The 23,388-nt window shown below is 58.1% G+C and carries 17 protein-coding genes; all 17 read right to left on the bottom strand.

The window, feature by feature from the left end; translation table 11 throughout:
* Positions 1–6: 6 nt before the first annotated feature.
* Complete coding sequence (locus tag ACIOWA_RS03305; protein WP_339433448.1) at positions 7–633, bottom strand: response regulator transcription factor; 627 nt, start codon at positions 631–633, stop codon at positions 7–9.
* A 135-nt stretch (positions 634–768) separates the two neighbouring features.
* A complete protein-coding gene (locus tag ACIOWA_RS03300; protein ID WP_339465554.1) occupies positions 769–1,209 on the bottom strand; it encodes a chemotaxis protein CheY in 441 nt (146 codons plus the stop codon).
* Positions 1,210–1,299: 90 nt separating this feature from the next.
* Positions 1,300–2,508, bottom strand: a complete 1,209-nt coding sequence (locus ACIOWA_RS03295) for an EAL domain-containing protein (RefSeq protein ID WP_401158172.1) — start codon at positions 2,506–2,508, stop codon at positions 1,300–1,302.
* A 93-nt stretch (positions 2,509–2,601) separates the two neighbouring features.
* Positions 2,602–2,991: a hypothetical protein gene (locus tag ACIOWA_RS03290; protein WP_401158170.1), complete on the bottom strand. Its 390-nt coding sequence runs from the start codon at positions 2,989–2,991 to the stop codon at positions 2,602–2,604.
* Between the two features lie 143 nt (positions 2,992–3,134).
* A complete protein-coding gene (locus tag ACIOWA_RS03285; protein ID WP_401158168.1) occupies positions 3,135–5,306 on the bottom strand; it encodes an autotransporter outer membrane beta-barrel domain-containing protein in 2,172 nt (723 codons plus the stop codon).
* 269 nt (positions 5,307–5,575) lie between these two features.
* Positions 5,576–6,349, bottom strand: a complete 774-nt coding sequence (locus ACIOWA_RS03280) for an OmpA family protein (protein ID WP_401158165.1) — start codon at positions 6,347–6,349, stop codon at positions 5,576–5,578.
* Positions 6,350–6,360: 11 nt separating this feature from the next.
* Entirely contained in the window at positions 6,361–6,774 is a 414-nt protein-coding gene (locus ACIOWA_RS03275) for a DUF4398 domain-containing protein (RefSeq protein ID WP_401158163.1), read from the bottom strand.
* Positions 6,775–7,035: 261 nt separating this feature from the next.
* The gene (locus tag ACIOWA_RS03270; protein WP_401158161.1) at positions 7,036–10,683 is read right to left on the bottom strand and encodes a transporter substrate-binding domain-containing protein; all 3,648 of its coding nucleotides are present in this window, start codon (positions 10,681–10,683) and stop codon (positions 7,036–7,038) included.
* Positions 10,684–11,310 (bottom strand): response regulator transcription factor, encoded by a 627-nt coding sequence (locus tag ACIOWA_RS03265; protein WP_221732934.1) that lies wholly within the window; start codon positions 11,308–11,310, stop codon positions 10,684–10,686.
* A gap of 153 nt (positions 11,311–11,463) precedes the next feature.
* A complete protein-coding gene (locus ACIOWA_RS03260) occupies positions 11,464–12,651 on the bottom strand; it encodes an EAL domain-containing protein (protein ID WP_401158159.1) in 1,188 nt (395 codons plus the stop codon).
* A 148-nt stretch (positions 12,652–12,799) separates the two neighbouring features.
* The gene (locus ACIOWA_RS03255) at positions 12,800–13,816 is read right to left on the bottom strand and encodes a fimbrial protein (RefSeq protein ID WP_401158156.1); all 1,017 of its coding nucleotides are present in this window, start codon (positions 13,814–13,816) and stop codon (positions 12,800–12,802) included.
* A complete protein-coding gene (locus ACIOWA_RS03250) occupies positions 13,813–14,559 on the bottom strand; it encodes a molecular chaperone (RefSeq protein WP_401158154.1) in 747 nt (248 codons plus the stop codon). The genes ACIOWA_RS03255 and ACIOWA_RS03250 overlap by 4 nt, the downstream gene beginning before the upstream one ends.
* A gap of 46 nt (positions 14,560–14,605) precedes the next feature.
* The gene (locus ACIOWA_RS03245) at positions 14,606–16,984 is read right to left on the bottom strand and encodes a fimbria/pilus outer membrane usher protein (RefSeq protein WP_401158219.1); all 2,379 of its coding nucleotides are present in this window, start codon (positions 16,982–16,984) and stop codon (positions 14,606–14,608) included.
* Between the two features lie 148 nt (positions 16,985–17,132).
* Positions 17,133–17,663, bottom strand: a complete 531-nt coding sequence (locus tag ACIOWA_RS03240; protein ID WP_123448617.1) for a fimbrial protein — start codon at positions 17,661–17,663, stop codon at positions 17,133–17,135.
* A 300-nt stretch (positions 17,664–17,963) separates the two neighbouring features.
* Positions 17,964–18,680, bottom strand: coding sequence for an MgtC/SapB family protein (locus ACIOWA_RS03235; RefSeq protein ID WP_123533034.1), 717 nt, complete (start codon positions 18,678–18,680; stop codon positions 17,964–17,966).
* A gap of 67 nt (positions 18,681–18,747) precedes the next feature.
* Complete coding sequence (gene mgtA / locus ACIOWA_RS03230; protein ID WP_401158152.1) at positions 18,748–21,447, bottom strand: magnesium-translocating P-type ATPase; 2,700 nt, start codon at positions 21,445–21,447, stop codon at positions 18,748–18,750.
* Positions 21,448–22,020: 573 nt separating this feature from the next.
* Positions 22,021–23,355, bottom strand: coding sequence for a SidA/IucD/PvdA family monooxygenase (locus ACIOWA_RS03225; protein WP_339465557.1), 1,335 nt, complete (start codon positions 23,353–23,355; stop codon positions 22,021–22,023).
* Positions 23,356–23,388: the final 33 nt, after the last annotated feature.

The raw sequence follows: 23,388 nt of genomic DNA, 5'->3' as shown, positions 1-23,388 counted from the left end.
CGGCGCTCAGAGCAAATGATTGCGCTTGGCGAAATCGCGCAAGTGCACCGCCGAGCTGACCCCAAGCTTCTTCATCAGACGGGTTTTGTAGGTACTGACGGTCTTGTGACTCAGGTGCATGTCCTCGGCAATCGTCTTGTTGGCTCTGCCCTGCCCCAGTTGCACAAAAATGCTCAACTCCCGGTCAGAGAGTTGATCGACCATCTGCTTTTCCGTGGTTTGCACGGCGTTCAGTGCGCTGACATTGTCCGGCAGCGCGGAAAAATAGGTGTAGCCCGACATCACCGCCTGAATGGCTTTATGCAGTTGTTGCAACTGATTGGTCTTGGTCACGTAGGCCATCGCCCCCGCACGCAGACAACGTTCCTGGTAAAACAAGGGATCGTGGGAACTGAAGACCAGAATTCGGCAGTCAAGGTCGCTGGCCTTGATTCGCGCCAGTACATCCAACCCGTCAAGCACCGGCAAACGCAGGTCTAGCACGACCAGTCGGGGTTTGTGCTCACGGATCAATGGCAGCACCTCGTTGCCACTGGACGCCTCGTGGATCTGCTTGAAACCCTCGGTTTGCAGCACGATTCGGATGGCGGCGCGCACCACCGGATGATCGTCGACGATCAGCGCAGACTTCATACCCACTCCCAGTGCAAAATCTGGCGATAGGACCACCGGCATGGGCTCATCCAGACTCAGTGGTTGCGCAGCGACTGTTGCACGGAACGGAAAGCGAATCACCTGTCAGACCTGACAGTTGCGGCAAACGTATTTTTATGCGTGGGCTCGACTTCGCACAAACTGATCCTGGTTCCAGGCTGACGATTGATGCTCGGTGGATGCCTCGACCCGCGACATCAAGTGCCTGATCGCTTGCGCATTGGGTAACGCCGCGTGACTGACTTGCACGTTTTCCTGGGCGAACCCCGAAGCCAACTGCAGCGGCGCCGAAGGATCGTTGTATATCAACGCGTGACGGACCTGCGGGTTTTCCAGCAGAAAACCCGGCAGGTCCAGTGAGCCGGCCGTCAGTTCGGCATTGATGACGACCACGTCAAACGGTTCACAGCCGTACTCCACAAGGGTCAGCAACTCGACAAGGCTCTGCACAGGGGCAACACGGTAGTAATCGAGGCCATTGAACAGACGTTCGACGTTCATCCGGTGAAAATGCTGCGAGTCGGCGATCAGGATGCGCAGGGTTTTATTGATCATGCTTGATCTCCTGGTGGTGACGGTTTCTGAAGGCGGCAAGCCTACGCAAGCCCCGAGACGCTATCTGTAAGAATTTTCCTAAAAAACCGCTCATTTTTCCGAGCTCTGCACCACGCTGCGCTGTTGCAGCCACCTCAAGAAATCGGCCCCGGCCATCGGCCGTGCGTACCAGTAGCCCTGACCTTGCGTGCAACCGAGTGCCAACAGTTCACGGCGCTGCACATCGGTCTCGATGCCCTCGATCACCACTGTCATGCCCAGGGTCTCGCCCAGCGCCAGCGTGCTGCTGATCGCCGCCCGGCAACGTGGCTCGTGCTCAAGGTTACGAATGAAATCAGCGTCAAGCTTGATCTCGTTGAAGGGCAACTGACACAGGCGTTGCAACGAGGAAAATCCAGCGCCGAAGTCATCGATAGACAAGCGACAGCCCATCATTCGTAAGCGCACCAGGCTTTCCAGGCTGGTGGCCGGTGCTTCCAGCAGGCCGCTTTCGGTCAGTTCGAAGGTCAGATTTGAACCGGGAGCCGCGTGACTGGCCAGTATGTTCCGGATGGTTGCCGTCAAATCGCTGCTGGCAAGTTGAGAGGCCTGCAGATTGAACGCCATGTTCAACACAAAGCCTTGCGCCCTGGCGCTGCACTGCAACGTCAACGCCTCATCTATTTGGTAAAACAACAATTCGTCGAGCAAGCCGCATCGCTCCAGCACAGGCATGAAAACCGCCGGCGAAATGATCCCCTGCGTCGGATGCTGCCAGCGGCACAGGACTTCGACACCACTGGCGTCTCCGGTCAGCAGATTGAATTTGGGTTGATACCAGGCGTGTAACTGCCGCTCAGCCAAGGCCTCGCGCACCGCGTCTTCGTTGGCCAGCGTATTGGCGCTGATCGGTGGCGGCTGACTGACCGGCCTGACGAGGGCCTTTCTCAACAAATCCTGCAACACCTGCACATGCAATGGTTTGCCCACATCGCCCAACAATTCGAGTCCAAGCAACGTCACCATTTGATGCACCGCCCGCCGCAGATCGGCCGACAGCGAGCTGCTGATGATGACCGACTTGACCTGCCCCGAAGCGCCCACCCGCTGCAAAAACTCGAGGCCGTCCATGCCCTCCATTTGTAAGTCGCACAGGGCAACATCCACCGGCCCGACGGTTTCCAGCACCGCCAGGGCCTGGGCGCCGTCACCGGCCTCGAACACCTCTCGGCATCCCAGCGATTGGAGCATGCTCACCGCTACGGAACGCTGGAAGGTGTGATCTTCTAGAACCAGGACACGGAGCGGCAAAGTGGGCATGGCGATCGACTCATCTGTTGAGGGGCAACACAATTTTGTGGAATCAGAGGCCTGAATACTCTAAGAAAGATCCCAAAATGCGTAGGAAATTTCCTAAGCGCGAAGAGACATAAGCACGGCGTCCAGGGACTGCCGGTCAGGCGTCTGTATGAGGCTCAATTGACGTCGCTGGCTGGCATGGATCATCTCAGCCCTTAACTGACCCCGACGTGCGTCATGGATCACACCGTGGCGAATCTGCGGGTTGCTGAGGAAGAATCGCACCGGATCAATCCCCGTAGCCGCTAACAGTTCGCCATTGATGATCATCAGTTCAAAGCCTTCGAAAGGATCGTGCGAGTAATGAGTCAAGCCCAGCAACTCCCGAAAGGACTGTGCGGGAGTAAGCCTGCGGCAACCCAGCTCCTTGAGAGACTTCTCGATTCTGCTACGCAGATAAGGCTGATCTTCGACGATCAGGATTCGCCAGCATTTGTAGGGCATGTGATTTCAACAATGGCGTGAAGGTAGATCACGCTAATCAAAAGGCTCGACGATCTATGTAAGAAAGTTCTGAAAATCGCCCAAGACGCATACGAATTCCCTTAATAAAGACGCGCTGGGACTACCCGGCGCCGCCTTTTTTCTTACCAGAGATAGCGATAACCCAAGCTGACACCGAACGGTTGTTCGATACCATTGCCCTTGGCGTACTCGGCATCCAGAGAAATCTTGCTTTTCTCCGTGACTTGCAACACGCCACCGAACCCGACTTCCACACGGCTACCCGGCAATTTCGCATCGAATTTATTGCCGTTGACGGTGACCTTGCTGCTGCCCGCGTGCTCGGTAATGAAGGATGCTTTGACGTATGGCTGGGCCTTCATACCGTTACTCAGTTCCAGACTGCGACCAAAGAGCGAACCGACACGACTTTGCAGCGAATTCAGATTATCGGTCTTGACCCGCAGACCGTTGCTGGCGGTATAGCTCGCGCCCTGAGTCTGAGTGGCCGTGATTTCCACCTGCGGCTCAACGAACCAGCCATCTTTGAGCGCGATGCGTTTGCCGATCTCGATGTCGGCACCCACACCATTGGTGCTGTAGGAACCTTTTACCGAATCACCCAGATTGCTCGGGGTTTTGATGTCGTTATCGAAGCGGCTGTACTTCAACACGCTGTCCACATAGACGCCGTTGTCGTTCAAATAGGTGGCATAGAGGCCGAACATGCGGCTCTCGATCTCACCCGAGGCGCCCTCGCCGAAGTTCAGGTCCGAACGGGCCGTGCCGACCATGGCACCGACATAGACTTTGCCGCTGTCGAGCGCGAATGCCTTATCAGCACCGATTTCCAGACCACTGACGTCCTGGGTGTAAGCACGGCTGGAGTTCTCGCTGACATCGAAGCGCTTACCGATGGCACGCGTCCAGATACCACCGTCGTCCTGCCCCATGCGCAATTCACCCAGACGTTTGACCAGCGCATTCATTTGCGCACTCCACAGACTGGCGCCAGCCGTGTGCGCGGCGATGGCGGCGTTAGTGCCCTTTGAGAGGTTTTCCGGCCGTGGGTTGACCGGCGTCGGCGGCGTCACCGGCTCCAGTGGTTTGGCTGGATCGACAGGCGTCACTGGATTGACAGGTGTTACCGGGGCGACAGGCTGTTCTGGATCGGCAGGCGTGACCGGAACGACGGGATCGCTGCTGCCACTGGCCAGCACCCAGTCATCACCCTGTTGCTGCAAGGTGTAGCGGAACGCGCCGGCATCGACATGGCCACCGTAGAGTCCAAATTTCGCACTGCCGCCCTGGGTATCGACCAGCACCAGACGCCCGTCCATAGCCGCGGGTTCATGACCGGAGTCACCCACGATCAACGTATGATCGCCACTCGCCAGGCCAGCCCCCTGCACCACCAGCAAATCGCTTTGCTGATTGGCGATATCGGTGTTCATCAGGATGTTGCCGCTGCCGGACAATGCATTGACAGTGAATGTCTTGAAGCTGCCATCCGTACTTGGCACAAAGGCAACACTGCCGCCATTGAGTGTCAGGGAGTCAACGGTTTTCACGCCGTTCTCCATGACATTAACGGTACCGCCTGCGTCCGCGACCAGCCCGTTGGCCTGCGCGCCCTTGTAGAGATTGATTCGCCCGCCATTGCTCACGGTGCTGTTGTTGACCGTGGCGGTGTCATAGACACTCTGCAAGCCACCGTCGATGCGTGTACCGGTTGCCACCGTGCCGCCGAACATGCCTATTTGCAGACTCTGCTCCCCACCGCTGTTGATCAGGGTGTCTCGCGCCACGCCCTGATTGGTCAACACCTGCAGCCCGCCACTATTGATGACGGTGTCAGCTGCAGAGCCCCCGACAGTCAGGGTCTGAACGCCATTCTGATTGATCACGGTACGGTTGGCCCGCCCTGTCGTGGTTTGCACCGTCTGTGCGCCACCTTTCAGAATAGTGTCGTTGGCCACACCGGAGATGCCCACCACCTGAGAGCCGCCGGAGTTAACGATGCTGCGGTTGGCAATGCCACTCTGAACGTCCTGGACGCCGTTGACAGTGGCGTCATTCGACACGCCGTTCTGAAAAACCGTCTGACTCCCGGTGACTTCGATCAACGTGTTGTTGGCCGTACCGTTGGTGCCGATAATCTGCGTGCCACCGACCACGGTTTCACCATCGACTACAGCGCCGTTATCAACCGTTGAAGTGAACGCATTCGCCTGTGCCGGCAGCAACAGGAAAATGGCCAGGGCAAGGGGCGAAAGTGTCAATGCGGTGTTCTGTTTGGAGTTGATCATCTTCATGTTCAGTACCTCATTCGTACTGCCGGATCGACAGTGGAAATGCCAATGGCATAGGGGCTGAGCGGCGACTGATGGAAGGCCGCCGGCTCAGTTGAGGTCTGTAATTTAGAGATCGAAGAGAACTTGCCGAGTAGGAAATTTCCCTACATTTGTAGGAAATTTCCGAAGCAAATGAGCGGTATCACAAGCATTCGTCTAGCGTAAGCACAACACTTGCAGCAAACCCGCTCTCCTCATGAGAGAGCGGGTATACGGCTTTACGAGTGCAATCAGTGGCGCGCGCCCACCACCTCTGCCCCATTGGACAGAATCACTTCGACCCGCCGATTGTGTTGGCGTCCTGCCGCGCTGCCGTTGTCAGCCACCGGGAATTCCTCGCCAAAGCCCTGGGTCACGATACGCCGACGATCCACCCCCAATTGCGACAGCGCACTGGCGACAGAAGACGCGCGGCGCTCGGACAGCACCTGATTGGAGGCCTCGTTGCCGACATTGTCAGTAAAGCCTTCCACCCGTACCTTGCGCTCCGGGTTGTTGGCAAGGAAGTCAGCCAGTTGCTGGAACTGACGCTGGCTGCCGTACTTCAAATCAGCCTTGCCAGTGTCGAACAACACGTCACCGAAGGTCACCACCTCTCCGCGATCGGTCTTCTTGGCCTTCAGCGCTTGCAAGGCCTTGAGCTGCTGGGTACGGACATCGAGTTGCACCTGAGTGCGTTCGGCGTCGATCTTCTTCAGACCGGCTTCAGCCTGGCGCCCCACAATGGTCTGCTCGGCCACAGCAATTTTCTGGCTGGCCAAATAGGCCAACTGATCAACATCCGGCGCCTTGCGATCCTTCAGGGAAGCCTGATCGGCCTTGTTCAGCGCAGTGAACGCATCCTTGGTTTCGATCGCCGCTAGGGTGTTTGACTCGGCTTTTTGTTGCAGGGAGGCAAATTGCGCACGGGCTTGCAGCAATTGCGGGTTTTCCGGCGGTGTAGCGCAACCGGCAAGCATCAGGGCCGACAGGGAAACGGCTGGCAGTAATTTGAAAGTCTGCATGGGGCTTTTCCTTATTGAGCACTGGCAGGCGGATTGAAACCGGTCACCGGGTCTTGCAGCATTTCCTGCTTGAGCACCTGGATGCCGCTACGGGCGTCCGTCAATTGCTTCTGCCACTTCACAGCCCGCGCCTTGCGCTCGGCCAGGTTGGCGTCAGCTTCGATCTGCTCGGCCAGCACTTTGGCTTGCGGGTAATTTTTCTCGCCCAAGGCGCGCTCCATCAGGAACATCTTGTCCTGCGCCGCCTTCATTTCCAGCGGGGCATATTGGGTCGCATCTGCCGAAACGGCACGATTGACCGCCTCTTTGGACAGCGAAATCTGTTGCTCCGGAATCGGTGCGCTGGCACAGGCACTCAAGGCTGCCGCTACAACCAGCACGCTGATCGACAGTCGCGCACGGGAAGACAGATGTTGAACGTTCATCAACTGCTCCAAACAATAAAAAAGTGGGATGACACGCAGCGTGAAGGGTTCGGGGTTACCGGAAAGCAATGACCTTTCTCGTTGCGTGCGGCGCTTCGACAGGGGCCTTCAGCGTTGCGCTGACGGCCCCTGTCGATCGCCCGTTGTCTGAATCAGCCTTACGCTGAGTCCACTGCACGTTAACGAGGGAGGGTCATTGGCGAATGTAGGAAAATTCGCAAATATCGACGTTCAAACCTTAAAAATTCCAGCGACCTGCGATCAGTGCTCCAGGTAGGTTTCCAATTGCGCAGCAAGGCGTTCCATGGCTTGCTGCAGCGCGTCTACCGCCTCGGTCAACACTGCCGAATCCAGACCTTCGCTGGCGGTTTCCAAGGCTTCACAGGCCTGAATCAGCGACTGCGCCTTGATGATCCGCGCGCCCCCCTTGACCCGGTGTGCAAGGTCAGCCAACCCTGGCAAATCATGCTGTGAGAACAAGCGCAAAAGTTTGGCCATGTCGTCGTCATTACTGGTGGCCAGATCCGTCAGCAGGCTCTTGATTGACGCCCGGTCACCGCGGGTCAGTTGCTCAAGACTGCTCACATCAAAATCAACGCCACCGTCCGCCATGCCGGCATTTTCATCTTCAGTTGCAGGTCGGGCGTGAGGCGTAACCGAAGCCAGACGCGCGTTCAGATCCTTGAGGCTGATGGGCTTGAACAGGCAATCGTCCATGCCCGCATCCGCACAACGCACTTTCTCCTCGGCCTGTGCATTGGCGGTGAAGCCCAGCACCAGGCTGCGTGGCAACGCTCGTGCGGTTTCTTCGTCGCGTATCGCCCGCGCCAGTTCGTAGCCGTTCATGATCGGCATGTTGCAATCGGTGATGACCACATCGAAAGACTCGTTGCGCCAGGCCCGCAAACCATGGGCGCCGTCTTCAGCGTCCGTGACCCGGTGTCCCAGATAAGTCAGTTGCTGGGACAACAACAAACGGTTGGCCGGATAGTCATCGATCACCAGGATATTCAGCGCACGACTGACCGCAACCGGTTCAATCTCGGCCACCGCAACGCGGGCCAAGGGCTGCAAGGTGGGCAAACTCAGGCGCACCTCAATCTGTGTGCCCTGCCCAAGCAAACTGTGCATCGTCAGCGAGCCACCCATCATTTCGCACAAGGTGCGGCTGATCACCAGACCCAGCCCGGAACCACCCTGCGCAGACTGGCCATGGTTGCCAGCCTGGGTGAACGGCGTGAACAGCCGTTGCTGGTCTTCGACGGATATCCCGCGACCACTGTCTTCGACCCGCAGGCATAGCGCCAACCGATCCTGGTCAGCCGCAGGTTCTACCCGCACGCGCAATACGACGTGACCCACCTCGGTGAATTTGATCGCATTGCTCAACAGGTTCGACAGCACTTGCTTGAAGCGCAGCGGATCGATCAAGACGTCTACGTTGGTCAGCGCATCCAGATCCAGTTGCAGGCGCAGTTGTTTTTGTCGCGCCAAGCCTTCGAATATCCGCACCACCGACTCGATCAGCTCACGCAGATTGGCCCGCTCCGGTGCCAGCGACAACCGGCCGGATTCGATCCGTGCGATGTCGAGAATGTCGCCAATAAGATCGAGCAAGCCCCGCGCCGCGCCCGAGGCCACCTCGATGGCGAAACGATCCATGACGCCCTGATCGGCTTTTTTCATGGCCAGTTCAAGCATTCCGATCACGGCATTCATCGGTGTGCGGATCTCATGACTCATGGTCGCCAGGAACGTGGTCTTGGCCCGGTTGGCATCGTCGGCGCCGTCCTTGGCAATGCGCAGTTCGTGCAACAGTTGCAGACGTTCACTGACATCGATCCAGCCGGAAATCATGCCGCTGACTTCGCCATCACTGCCACGGTAGGGCAGCATCCAGTGATAAATGGTCAGTAGGCGACCGTCTGCCAGACTGAGCTTGCGGTCCTCAATTCGCGGCACGCCTTCATCCATGACTTGCCGGTAATCGTTCGCATAGCCCTGTGCCTCGACAGCGTCACTCAGCACACCGTCGGTCACGGTTTTACCGATCACTGACTCGCGCTCAACGCCAAACACTTGCAGGTAACCGCTGTTACACGTCACCAGCCGTCCTTCGCGGTCGCGCACATAGATCGGGTGCGGCGTGCCGTCGATCAACACGCGCATGAACTCCATCTGGTCGTTGAGAGCGATTTCAGCCTGGCGCCGCTTGCGCATCAGCATGCGCAGGTAAGCAATCCACCCGAACGCCACTAGCAACAACACACCGGCGATGACGAACCCTTGAATGATCGTGCTGCGATGGCGCAGCCAATAACTGTCGTCGACCACCACTTCAGTGCGCCAGCGGTTGGTCAGCTCATCCATTTCTTCAGGGGAAATGCTCAACAGCGCCTTGTCGAGAATCGAGTACAACTCCAGCGCACCGCGATCGGTCGCCAGCGCTATACGCGCCTGCCGGGTCCCCACGGTGCTGGTGATTTGCAGCCGGCCGCGATACTGGCGGGAGATCAAGTATCGGGCATTGAGCAAGGAGTTGATCGCACCATCGACCTCGCCCTTGGCAACCATGTTCATCGCATCGGCAGCATTTTTCGCCGTCACCAAGTGCACTTGGGGAAACTGCTCTACAAGGTATTCGCGCAACACGTTGCCGTGAATCAATGCCAGACGCTTGCCGGCCATTTGGTCAAGGGTCTGGGGAGTCCCCTCGCCGCTGGCCGTGACCAGTACGAACGGGTTGGTCAGATAAGGCCGGGTGAAACGTAAAGCGCCTTCACGCTCGGTACTGGGGGTAAACGCGGCGAGCATGTCGGCCTTGCCGCTGGTTACCTGATCGACCAGATCACCGACCGACTCAGCACGTTGTACGTCGAACTTCAGGCCGGTGCGCAGACTGATCTTGGCCAGCACATCGGCACTGATGCCACGAAAATTGCCTTCATTGTCGAAGAACGTCAGCGGAAGAAAGTTCTCATTGATCGCCACTTTTATCCTGGGGTGACGCTCCAGCCAGCGTTGCTCGCTGACGCTGAAGTGCAGGGTCTGTCGCCCGGGCATGGTCGCGCCCCCCGCACTCCATCGGCGCAAAATACTCATGCGCTCAGTGGTGGGAATCGTGTCCAGCGCTGCATTGAGGATACGCAACAGTCGGTCGTTGCCACGAGACACAGCAAAGCCGAATGGCTGCACTTCCAGCCGCGAGAAATCACTGAGCTGTACGTTATTGAGGTAATTCTTGCTGATCAGGTAGTTGGAGCTGATCGAGTCGCCCAGGTACACGTCCGCCTGACTGAACGCCACCGCACCGATAGCGCTCAAGGTCGAGGGATACAACTGGAGGGTGGCCTTGGGATAGAACGCCTTCACCACTTCTGGTGGCAAGTAGTGATAGAGCATCGCCACACGCTTGCCAGCCAGATCCACCGGCAGATCCTGGTTCTCGCCGATGCGGGTCAGCAACGTCGGCTGATCGTCGGCGTAGGGCCTGGAAACTGCCAGGTCGGGATCAACTGCCTCGTAACCATTGGCGGTGCCAAGCAAATCGATCTCACCGTTTTTAAGCGCAGCCAGCACCTCGTCGCGCGACTCAAACCGGCGCACCTCGACCTTGATATGCAGCAACTGAGCGATCAACTGCGCATAGTCGGCCGTCAGACCTTCGTAGTCATTGTCATTGGTGGTAATGCCAAACGGTGAGTAATCGGGAGCCGAAGCGCCCAGCAACAATGCTTTGCGATGCCGCAACCAGCTCCAGTCCGACTCGTCGAGTGAAACCGCATATTCATCGACCGTCGAACGCCCAAGCAATTGCAATGTTTCAGGCTCAGCGGCAAAAGCATTGCCGGCTAGCAGCAAACCAGACAGCAACAGCCCCGCGAAGCACTTTCTGAAAGAAGTATTCATCTAGACAAGGTTATTGCGCTTGGCAAAATCGGCGAGGTACACCACCGACTTGACCTTGAGCTTCTCGATCAGCCGGGTCTTGTAAGTGCTGACGGTTTTGTTGCTCAGCAACATCGCTTCACCAATTTCCTTGTTGCTCAGCCCGTTGGATAACTGTTGCAGGATCGTCAGCTCACGATCGGACAGGCTCTGGATGAGTTCAAGATCGGTGGCATCAACATCGCTTCGCCGCACCGAACTGGTGGCCAGATTGGGAAAGAAGGTATAGCCGTCCATCACAGCCTTGATGGCTTTGATCAGCTCATCAAGATCGTTGGTTTTGGAGATATAGCCAGCGGCGCCGGCCTTCATGCAGCGCATGGAATAGAAAAGCGCCGATTGCGAGGTCAGCACCAGCACCTTGCTCGACAGCCCCAGTGCACTGATACGCGAAATCACTTCCAGCCCATCGAGCTTGGGCATGGCGATATCCAGAATTATCAGGTCCGGAGCGTGTTCACGGGCCAGTTGCACAGCGTCGGCGCCGTTGTCCGCCTCGGCCACGACGTCGAACTGTTCCTGTTTGAGCAGCATCTTGACCGAAGAGCGAATGAACGGATGATCGTCCACAACTATCGCTTTAAGCATAAAAACCTCTGGAGAGCACGCCGGCAACCGACATCGTCAAGGCCATGAGTGTGAGTGGGACAGCAAGCCATTCGGTACGTGCAGCGAAAATACACGAGCGCGAATGAAGTGTAGGAAAATTCTGCAAATACATCGGAGTAAACGGTGAAAAGTTCACCGTGCGCTTTCCAGCGTTTTCAGCCACTGCAACAAATCGTGCCCATTCATGGGCCTGGCCAGGTGAAACCCTTGGCCGGTCTCACACCCCAGTTCCAGCAGCCCCTCGCGAATCCGCGGACTACTGACCCCCTCAATCACCAGCCTCATGTCCAGCGACTGCGCCAGCCCCTGCGTGCAGGTCACCATGGCACGATTGCGCTGGCGATCCAGACGCTGGACGAAGCGTCCATCGAGCTTGATCTGATTGAACGGTAGCTGGCAGAGCAGCTTGAGTGATGAGAAGCCCACCCCGAAGTCATCGACCGACAAACCGCAGCCCAACAGTCTCAATCGCAGGAGGTTTTCATGGATGCCGGGGGCGCTGTCGAGCAAGCCGTTTTCCGCGAATTCGAACATCAACGTCGAGCCCTTGAAAGCATGTCGCTCGAGTGCCCGTTTGATGTGCTCGATCAGTTCACCGTTCGCCAGTTGCGAGGCATGCAGGTTGAACGCAAGCGTCAGATTGACGCCTTGGCGACGCAAGATGCCCATCAGGCTCAAACCCTGTTCCAGCAGGTGTTTGAACATCTGGTCAATCAAGTCATACGCCAGCACCGCCGCCAGGAACTCACTGGGCAGCAACACACCCCGCGCCGGATGCTGCCATCGCGCAAGCGCTTCGACGCCGACGGCTGCGCCGGTTCGAAGTTCGACCTGCGGTTGAAACCAGGCACGGAACTCGCCCAACGCCAGCCCACGCCGCACTTCCTCTTCAGTAGGCAGTTCTCTGCGCAGCATGTTCGGCACCGGCACTGCCCGCGCGCGGCTGTAGCGGTGCAACAAACGATGCACCGAGCGCAGTTGAATCGGTCGACGGAGTATCCCCAGCAGTTGCAGCCCTGCCAGCGATTGCATGTGCCCCAACGCACGATGCAACTCCGGTTGCAGTTCGCTGCACAGCACCACCGCGCGCACCATACCGCTCTGACTGGCGCGCCGCAGAAACTCAAGGCAATCGAGCCCGCGATCGGTCAGGTCGCACAGCACGATGTCGACGCCGCCATACAGGTGCATCTGCACCATCGCATGTTCGCCATCTGTGGCTTGGACCACGTCGTGTACGCCCAGGCGCTGCAGCATCTTGACCAGCACGCTGCGCGCAAAACCTTGATTTTCCAACACCAGAACACGTGGGGAAGCCATCGTCAATTCATCGCTTAATCGACCTCAGAGCAGGCATATTGGCGACAGCCAAGAGCCTGCTGCGAAGGACTTATCCGACAGTCATGTAGGAAAATTCCCAGAAACAGCGCATGCAGAAAAATGGCGGCGTTGGCAACGGCTGCCTGCCTCAGTAATAGATGATCTGCACCACCATGATCGCTTCGAAAGGCCCGACCTTGGGATCGCCCAACGATACGACTGAAGCACTGAACGGCACGTCGATATGAGTCACGTCCGCCGGGAAATTGACCAGCGCAAAGGGTTCGTTGATCGGCACCAGTTGGTTGCGTGAGTCGCGCACCTGAATGCCGAACTGGCTATCACTGGCCGGCACAATCGTGTAATCACCCTGCTGCTGAGTGGTGACCAATGTGGCGCCCAGGTTGATCGCCGTGCTGCATCGTTTCTCCAGCGCCAGGCTGAACGGCCGGGTCGGATTGGGCGGTGAGAGGCCGTTGGCGGTTTTCTGGATGACCCCGAAATCGACGATTCCCGGCTCAGGGGTTACCGTCACATCAACGCTGCACGCGGTGCCGACAATGTTTTGCAGGCCGCTGAGTTGAAAACGGAAATTGCCAAACGGGTTGCCCGGCCCGCCATTGAGTCCATACAACCCGTCGAACTGGAAAACGTCGTACGTATCTTGTGAGGGTCGCTGCAGGGGTAACAGCCCGCGTTTGCGGATGACCACCTGAAACGCGATGCTCGGACTGACCAACGAACACGGCAACATCTCTGCATCATTGGAGGCCGAGGGGCAGCCCCGTGAAATAAAACCGGTATTCACCCCTTGGTTCGGGTTGGCGCTCCAGTCACCGTCCCAGGCTGTCACCCCCTTGTACACCAGACCAAATTCAATGCCCCAGGGCGTCGCGTTCAATCCGGCCGGGTTGCCGTAGAAATAGATCGGGTCATCTTCGGCAAAATGGATGTCGTGAACCTTCCAGCACTTGGCGGGCACCACATGCGTTTTCGAGCGCCAGATGATCGTACCGTCCGGCACCGTATCGGGCACCGACACCGGGCCGATGTATTCACTCAGGTAAGAGCCGTCATTCAGCGATTTGCACAACATCGCCCAGGACGCCTGAGAAAACATCAACAACAGCATCGCCAGGCACAGACTGAGCGGTGTGCGCTTCATGGCTTGACGCCTGTGCAGACATTCGCCACGCAATTGAACAGCGTATCGGTCTGCCCACCGAAGTCGTTCATGTTCGATACCCGCAGCGAGGTGAACGCCGTGCTGGTCAATGGAAAGCGTGCGTTGGCGTAGGGCGCGATCATGATCGTGTCGATCGGCATCCGGGTCTTTTGCTCACCGGCCAGCAGCCCGACCACGGTGATGTGAAACGGCGTCGGGTTGTCCACCCACAGTTGTTTACTGCCCGGATCGATTTTCAGCTTCAGACCCAGTGCCAGATCATCTCCACGTTCACGTTTGACCGAGGCCGGGCGATAGAACAGCTTGATCTTCGACTGAAGGGCGATCTGCATCGAATTGACGGCCTGGGTCTTGGGTGGAATCTCGCGCACGTTGAGGTAAAACACCGATTCGCGATCTTTGGGCAACGCCAGTTCAGGCAGTTTCACGATGCGCAGCACACTGCTTTCACTGGGCTCAATGCGCTGCAATGGCGGCAGTACCATGAACGGCGTCGTGACTTTCTGGCCGGCTTCGTTTTCGATCCAGGACTGCACGACAAAAGGCAACTGCGCGTTCTTGTTGCTGAGCGTGACGCTGACTGACGGCGCGCTCTCCTCGAACACGATTCGCGTTCGATCCGGCACCACCGCCGCGTTGGCCAATAACGGAACACACAGACCTGCAATGAGGCCTAAACGATTGAACAGGCCACGGGTTGTGGACAATGAAAGAGATTGCATAAAGGTTCTCCGCAAGGATAAAGACCAGGTCAGGTTCCGGCCCGGATTAAAGGCAGCGCACGGGTTTGGCGATATTGGTCACGACGTCTTCTTCAGGCAGTGCGGCAAGGGCACAACGATCGACGTCGTCCCACACCGCGACCAACTCAGCCTGCGCTTTGACGCCCAGCAGATAAGTCACCCCGCCTTCACCGACGATGCCCACTTCCTTGTTTGTGTGTTTGTCCTGCACCGACGCGCCGAAAGGCACCGGCTTGCCATTGCCACGGGTCAGCATCACGTAAGCGTTGTGCCCACGGGCAGTGGAAAAATTCACATAGCCGATAGCGCCCTCGGTCAGCGCCAGACGCTGGATCGGGTTGGAGACTTCGGTGTTGAGCGGCAATTTTTCCATGTTGATCCGCGCGTCATAGGCCTGGAACGATGGCAAACCGTCCATCACCGCGTAACCGGCCTGGTTGGAGCGGGTCTGACCACTGAACGCCACGTCCGGCACGCCATCGGTCGACACCAGCAGCCGGGTATCGCCATTTGAACCGTTGCCATGAGCCGTCACGCCATAGCGGGTGGAGACCAGCGAACTGTCGAACTCGCCGGTCAGCGAACGGTAGGTGCTGCCATCGGTTGTAGCAGAAGCGTTGGCCCGATAGGTGGATGCACGCTTGCCGACATAAGCGTTGACGTAACGGTTGTCGCCGATCCCGCCATACACCTGATAATTCAGGCCATCGCCGTCGTCGTGGCTATAACCGACGTTGCCCGACGAGGCACCGGTCCCCGCGCGCTGCACGTTGCTCGACAGCATCGAGTTACCGCCCAGCGGAATGGAAACCCCGAGATAGATCTGCGAGTCGTTCTGCCGCGTATTGCGGGTTTGATACGCGGACAGGTTGGCGTTGATGTTCTTGACGTTACCGATTGAAAAACTGCGCGCCAGCGACAGACCGAAACGCTCGGAGGGCGCCGCGTCCCAATAGGTGGAATGGTCGTAGGAGACACTCGTCGACAGCCAGGAAAAATGCTTGGCCAGCGTTACCGAATAGCGCTGTTTACCCGAGTTCAGCGAATAGGAATCAGGGTCGCCGACAAACTGCGAGAAGTTGGTAAACGTCTTGTCTGAAAAGCGATAACCGAGAAACCGCAGGTCTGTGCCAATGGCATCAAAACGCTTGGAATAGTTGATCCGGTACGAGTTACCCACCACCGTTTCGCCACTCCAGCGCAGCTTGGCCCGCGAGGTGGTGACATCTGCCGACAATGCGCCGAACACGCCCAGATCCTTGCCGACGCCGATGGCATCCGACAGGTAATCCGAGGCTGCAAGCACGCCGCCATACACCGTCCAGTCCCGTGGCAAACCGTAGGCCAACTCTGAAGCAATAAACCCGGGCTCGGTGCCGCCGGCACCGTTGAGCCGCGGCTGCCCAGCCGAGACCTTGTAGCGCAACTCGCCCTCGCGGGACAAAAACGGTACCGCCGCCGTGGTGACCGTGAAGGTCTGTTCGGTACCGTCCTCTTCGCGCACGGTGACATCCAGCGTGCCCTGGGCGCTGCTGTTCAAATCCTGAAGGCTGAATGCGCCAGGCGTGACCGTGGTCGAGTACAACACTCGGCCCTGCTGCGACACGGTCACGGTCGCGTTGGTCCGCGCCAAACCACTGATCAACGGCGCATAGCCGCGCAGACTGGGCGGTAACATGCGGTCGTCGCTACTCAGCGTGGCACCACGCAACGCGAACGTGTCGAATACATCGGAATTCAAATAGTCTTCGCCCACCGACAGTTTCGAGCGAATGGCCGGCAAGGCGCGATAGGCATACAGACGGTTCAACTGGAACGCTTTGCTGTTGATGTCACCGCTCTGCTGACCGGACTCTTGCCGGGCCTGGTAATCGGCACGAATCCGCCAGGCGTCAATGTTCAACCCGGCGGTGCCGTAACTTTGCAACGAGCGGGAATCACCGGACGCCGTGGACTGGCGGCTGTTGGCGATCACCCGGTAATCGAGCAACGCACCGTCCAGCCCCTCGCTCCAGGCAGCCGGGGGGATGTAATTGGGATCGTCATATTCAAACGTCGCCTGCGGCAGACTGATCGAAAGTCGGCCCAGACTTTTGATGTACTTGATGCTGGCGTTGTCGATTCCGCGCAAATCAACGCACTGGCCGTCAGCCAGCCTTGGCAGGCCCTTCAACACCTCCGGTTTCAGACCGAACATCGCCACCAGTTCTTCAGGCAGGCAGGCGTAACTTTCCTGCGGATCGTCAGCACTTTTAAATTCAATAGAGCGGCTGCCGAAGTAACGCTGATTGACAGTAATGTCCAGCAAGTAACTGCCGGGCACAGTGTATTGGGCATGGGTAAACTGTCCGAGGCTGATATTGTCTTTACGATCAATATTCAGAAACTCCGAATTGAACTCCACGGCATTTGAATAGCGCGCAGAGAGGATCAATACGCAAGACACGAAAAGTGTGCGGCAGTACACGGGCAATACCCTTTAAACAGTGCTCTGACAGATAAGAAAAAAGGGGCTATCGCCCCTTTTTCTTAAAACAATCGATACGGGCGTATCAGTTGTACGCAACGGTGAAGTTGGCAACGCTGTCCGCTTCACCGGTGGTCACAGCAGCCGCGGTGGCTTCGTACATCGCAGCGAAGGTCACGGTGTTGTTACCGTCTTGCAGAACGACTGGCGCAACCTGCTCCTTGCCGTTATCGAGCATTTCACCGGCGCTTGCCTGCAGGCGGATGCCGACGTTCTGGGCCAGGCCAGTGGTGGCGAACAGTGCAGGAACCGATGGGTCCTGCACGCCGCTGAAGGTGAAGCGGGCGTTCTTCTGGGTGGTGGTGTCGCAGTCGGTCAGGACGATGTCGAACTTGACCGGGTCGGAGCGATCACCCGTAGCCTTGAAACGGTTCGACGGCACCTGACCCAGCGAAACTGTTTGATCCAGGGAGTTGGCGTCGATACCACATGCACCGGAAACGATTTCACCGATAAAACGCACGGTGCCTGGGTTGCCGGTTGCTGGCGCAGCATTGGCGAAAGAAGCAAGACTCATGGCAACAGCAGCGGTAGTCACAGCGAAAAACTTATTCATCGTAGGCATCTCTAGGGATAGTTATTTATCAGGCGCAGCGGCCTGGCTTCCCAAATAACTCACGAGCGGCAATCTGGCTTATCGCTGTAACAAATAAACCATGGCTTATTTCGACAACTGAAGCCCCCATACTTTTGGCCATCGCCGCCGGTATTTTCCTGGCCCAACAGTTGTGAAAAAAGTAATGCCTCACTGATTATTCAGGACGCAGGGCATCTCTGCTCCGGGGAAAATAATGAGTGATGCCTACGAGTGAAAATGTAAGTTCTTTCTCTTCGAGATGTAGGATATTTCCCAGCGCTAATCGGTTGTACTCGGACTCCAGAACGCCTGCACCACCAGCGTCGACGTCGAGATCCGCGCCACCAGTGCGTCCAGCTCGTCACCATCGACCGAGGTGGTTGCCAGCGTCGCCTCGATCTCGATTTCATCGGCGCCAAAGGCATGCACGTCGACATCGCTGGCCGGGTAGTTACTGCGTTCAAGCTCCGCTTCGAGCAAGGCAAATACGGCTTTTTGCTGCGAGCGTCGGGCGATGACGTAGACGATGTTGGTGACTTCGGCCGAGACCACATCCAGCGGCTGACGGTTGATGTTGTTGACGATCGGCCGCAGCAAGGTGTTGGCCGCAAGGATGAACAGCGTGCCGAGCACCGCTTCGGCGAGCAGGTCGGCACCCGCGCAGGCGCCGACCGCAGCCGATGTCCACAGGGTCGCGGCGGTGTTCAGGCCACGCACGTTGCCCTCTTCGCGCATGATCACCCCGGCACCGAGAAAACCGATGCCGGAGACCACGTAGGCAACCACGCGCACCGCGCCTTCAGCGCCGGCAAGACGGTTGGCCATGTCGACGAAAATTGCCGCGCCAACGGCGACCAGCACATTGGTGCGCAGGCCGGCGGTGCGTTGCCGGTACTGGCGCTCGAAGCCGATCAGGCCTCCGAGAATGAAAGCCGCGCTGAGGCTGACGAGAGTGTCGAGCAGCGAGGTGAGATTGAGGTTGTTGATGGCTTGCATGATGAAGTCCTCCTTGAGAACGCATCCCTCCTGTGGGAGCAAGCCCGCTCCCACAGGTACGGTGGTGTTACTGCCAGCCGAACCGGCGGATGTAGAAGCCTTTGACCGCTTGGGTCAGGGCCATGTACGCCAGCAAAATCACCGGCAGGAACACGAAGTACAGCGATGGCAGCGCCTGCAGTTTGAAGTAATGCGCCAACGGCCCCATCGGCAGGAAGATGCCGACCGCCATGATGATCCCGGTCATCACCAGCAGCGGCATGGCGGCACGGCTTTGCAGGAACGGAATCTTCGGCGTGCGGATCATGTGCACGATCAGCGTCTGGGTCAGCAGCCCGACCACGAACCAGCCGGACTGGAACAGCGTCTGGTGATCGGGGGTGTTGGCATCGAACACGTACCACATCAAGGCGAACGTGGTGATGTCAAAGATCGAACTGATCGGGCCGAAGAACAGCATGAAACGCCCGACGTCGCCCGGCTGCCAGCGTTGTGGTTTTTTCAGCATTTCGTCATCGACGTTGTCGAACGGGATGGCGATCTGCGAAATGTCGTAGAGCAGGTTCTGCACCAGCAGATGCATCGGCAGCATCGGCAGAAACGGAATGAATGCACTGGCGACCAACACCGAGAAGACGTTGCCGAAGTTCGAACTGGCGGTCATTTTGATGTACTTGAGCATGTTGGCGAAGGTTCGGCGCCCTTCAAGCACGCCCTCCTCCAGCACCATCAGACTCTTTTCCAGGAGGATGATGTCCGCCGCTTCTTTGGCGATGTCCACCGCGCTGTCCACCGAGATACCGATATCAGCGGTGCGCAGTGCCGGCGCATCGTTGATGCCATCGCCCATGAACCCGACCACATGCCCATTGCCTTTGAGGGTGCGCACGATGCGCTCCTTGTGCGATGGCGTCAGCTTGGCGAAGACATTGGTGGTTTCCACGGCCACCGCCAGTTCGGCATCGCTCATGCGCTCGACGTCGTTGCCCAGCAACAGGCCCTGTTGCGCCAGGCCGACTTCGCGGCAGATTTTTGCGGTCACCAACTCGTTGTCGCCGGTCAGCACCTTCACGGCGATGCCATGTTCGGCCAAGGCCTTGAGCGCTGGCGCGGTGCTTTCTTTCGGTGGATCGAGGAACGCCACGTAGCCGATCAGCGTCAGCTGCGCCTCATCGGCCAGGCTGTAAGTGTCGCGACCTTCAGGCATCGATCGGGCTGCCACCGCTACCACGCGCATGCCCTCAGCGTTGAATGCGGCGGTGACCTGACGAATCCGGGTCAGCAATTCATCGCTCAAGGCTTCATCGACGTCGCCGTGACGCACACGAGAGCACACCGCCAGCACTTCTTCGACCGCGCCTTTGCAGATCAATTGATGCGCCTGACCACGCCCTTCGACCACCACTGACATGCGCCGACGGTCGAAGTCGAAAGGGATCTCATCGACCTTGCGAAACGCCGTGCCGACCTTCAGTTCACGATGGACTTCGACGTGTTCCAGCACCGCCACATCCAACAGGTTTTTCAGGCCGGTCTGGTAATAGCTGTTGAGATAAGCCATTTCCAGCACGTCGTCCGAGTCTTCACCCCAGACGTCGACGTGGCGCGCCAGAAAGATCTTGTCTTGGGTCAGGGTGCCGGTCTTGTCGGTGCACAGCACGTCCATGGCGCCGAAGTTCTGGATCGCATCGAGGCGTTTGACGATGACTTTTTTGCGCGACAGGAATACCGCGCCTTTGGCCAACGTCGAGGTGACGATCATTGGCAGCATTTCCGGGGTCAGGCCCACGGCAATCGATAGCGCGAACAGCAGCGCTTGCGTCCAGTCACCCTTGGTGAAACCGTTGATGAACAACACCAGCGGCGCCATCACGAACATGAAGCGGATCAACAGCCAACTGACTTTGTTGACGCCTTGCTGGAACGAGGTAACGGCCCGATCCGTCGCGCCCACGCGTTGCGCCAGCGCACCGAAATACGTGCTGTTACCCGTGGTGAGAATCACCGCCACCGCCGTGCCCGAGACCACGTTGGTGCCCATGAACAAAATGTTGTCCAGCTCCAGCGGGTTGCGCGTGTCGCGATCCGCCTGACGTGGGAATTTCTCCACTGGCATCGACTCGCCGGTCATCGCCGCCTGACTGACAAACAGGTCTTTGGCGCTGAGCACGCGGCAATCGGCAGGAATCATGTCACCGGCCGACAACACGATCAGATCGCCGGGCACCAGTTGTTTGATCGGCACTTCAGTGCGTGGCTCATCACGGCGCATGACGGTGGCGGTGTTGCTGACCATCGCCTTGAGCGCATCAGCCGCCTGGTTGGATTTGCTTTCCTGCCAGAAGCGCAACAGCGTCGACAGCACCACCATGGAGAAAATCACCACGGCGGCTTGCAGATCTTCGGTCAGCCACGAGATCAACGCCAGCAGTGTCAGCAGCAGGTTGAACGGGTTTTTGTAGCAGTGCCACAGATGGGTCCACCATGGCAGCGGTTGCTCGTGTTCGACTTCGTTGAAACCGTACTGCGCACGCAGCGCATCGACTTCCAAGTCGGTGAGGCCGTCGCAATGGGTGCCCAGTGAAGACAGCAATGCACCACTGTCGCAATGGGCAGCATCGACCAGCGTGTTGGCCAGAGTAGGGGGGACTTCACGGCTGACCGTGGTGTCGGTGATCGATTCCAGCAACGCCAGACGACGGAAGTGCCGGGCGAAGTGACGGGTCCGCAGAAAGCCTGCGAAAAATTCCTTGAGCGTAAGTTTCATGGCTGTTGCCCCTATGGTCAGCCGGGAAACCGTCAAGCAGGTACGGCCGCGCCTGTGCCGCCGGAAAAACCGGCACGGCAAGGCTTGGCGCGCCGGTCAGAAAAGACAGGCGTGTCGATAGGGCTGCGATGACGACGATGAGTCGAAATCACGCTCTTTCAGTGTCGATGAGAAGGAACGTCCAGACATGACCCAGGACGGGCCATGCACGGGATGCCGCTGCTCGCTTTTACGGCGAGACAACGGCACAAAAGAGGCGCGTTATCTTGCCGAGAATCTGCCGGTTATCGAGACCGGCCGACAACTGTCACTCGAACAAGTACCCACTGTGGGTCTCCGCTATTGATGAAAACGCGCGAAGCTTACGCCCCGATATCTGGAGAGTAAACCGGCAAAAGGAGGTGTGTCGGGGAATTACAGGGCTCTTCAGGAAGGGTTCAGGATTCAGAATTTGTGTTGCTTCAAATGGCCCCTTCGCGAGCAAGCCTGCTTCCACATTTTCTCCTGCCTACACAGAAAAACAGTGTGGGAGCGGGCTTGCTCGCGAAGGCGATGAATCAGTCGCAGCAGAATCTAGCTGGCAGTCGCCAACAACAGATCCGCCATCGAACGATGCCCACGATGCTTGCCATGCTCATACAACGAGCCGGCAATTTCATCGGCACGAATCGGCAGCACCGACAGCAGTGTGTCGCTCAAACCATGGCTGGCCTGGCAAAAACCCTGCATGTAGATGCCTGCCTTGCAGCGCTCATCGGTGATCACTTTGTAGTGGCGATCGACCTCGAACTCGCCCAGGTATTCTTCCAGCGGCGCCAGCAGTTTGCGGTGCATCTGCCGCTCGTAACCGGTGGCCAGCACCACGGCGTCGTAAAGGCGAACGGTTACCTCGCCGGTGGCGTTGTTGCGCACGGTCAGCTCGATACCGTTTTCGGTGGCGGTGGCGTTTTCGACGGTGGTCAGGGTGCGGAAGGCATGGCGGGCAATCCCGGACACCTTCTGACGATAGAAGATGCCGTAGATGCGCTCGATCAAATCGATGTCGACCACCGAGTAGTTGGTGTTGTGGTACTCGTTGACCAGACGCTCACGCTCGGCGTTGTTTTGCTGGAACACCAGGTCAGTGAACTCCGGCGCGAACACTTCGTTGACGAACGGGCTGTCGTCGGCTGGCTTGAGGGCCGAGCCGCGCAGGATCATGTCGACCTGCACCGACGGGAACGAATCGTTCAGATCAATGAAGGCTTCCGCCGCGCTCTGCCCGCCACCGATGATCGCAATGCTCATCGGCTGATTGTTCACGCACGGCTGCCTGGCCATCTGTGACAAGTATTGCGAATGGTGGAACACGCGGCTGTCGCCCTTGAGCGCCTTGAACGCCTCGGGAATACGCGGCGTGCCGCCGGCACTGACCACCACCGAACGGGTGGTCCGCGCATGTTGCTGACCTTGACTGTCGCGGGAAATCACGCGCAGCGCTTCGACCTGATGGTTGTGCAGCACAGGCTCAATGGTCAGCACTTCTTCGCCATAACGGCTCTGCTCGGTGAACTGCCCGGCGACCCAGCGCAGGTAGTCGTTGTACTCCATGCGGCACGGGTAGAAGGTGCCGAGGTTGATGAAGTCCACAAGGCGGCCGTGATACTTGAGGTAATTGACGAACGAGTACGGGCTGGTCGGATTGCGCAGGGTCACCAGATCCTTGAGGAAGGAAATCTGCAGCTCGCTCTGAGTCGACAGGGTATTGCCGTGCCAGCTGTAGTTGGCCTGCTTGTCGAGGAACAGCACATCCAGCTCGCCCTGGCTCGGGCCGCGCTCTTGCAGAGCGATGGCCAGCGCCAGGTTCGAAGGGCCGAAACCGACGCCGATCAGGTCGTGAACGATGGGCGATGCAATTGCCTGTGTCATTTCCAGTGTCCTCTGGATGAACCCCTCAACAGT

It is taken from the genome of Pseudomonas sp. NPDC087614, from assembly GCF_044743485.1.
Classification (GTDB): Bacteria; Pseudomonadota; Gammaproteobacteria; order Pseudomonadales; family Pseudomonadaceae; genus Aquipseudomonas; species Aquipseudomonas baetica_A.
Note: the sequence above shows the minus strand (reverse complement) of the source record. Positions and strands in the feature narration are given on the sequence as shown.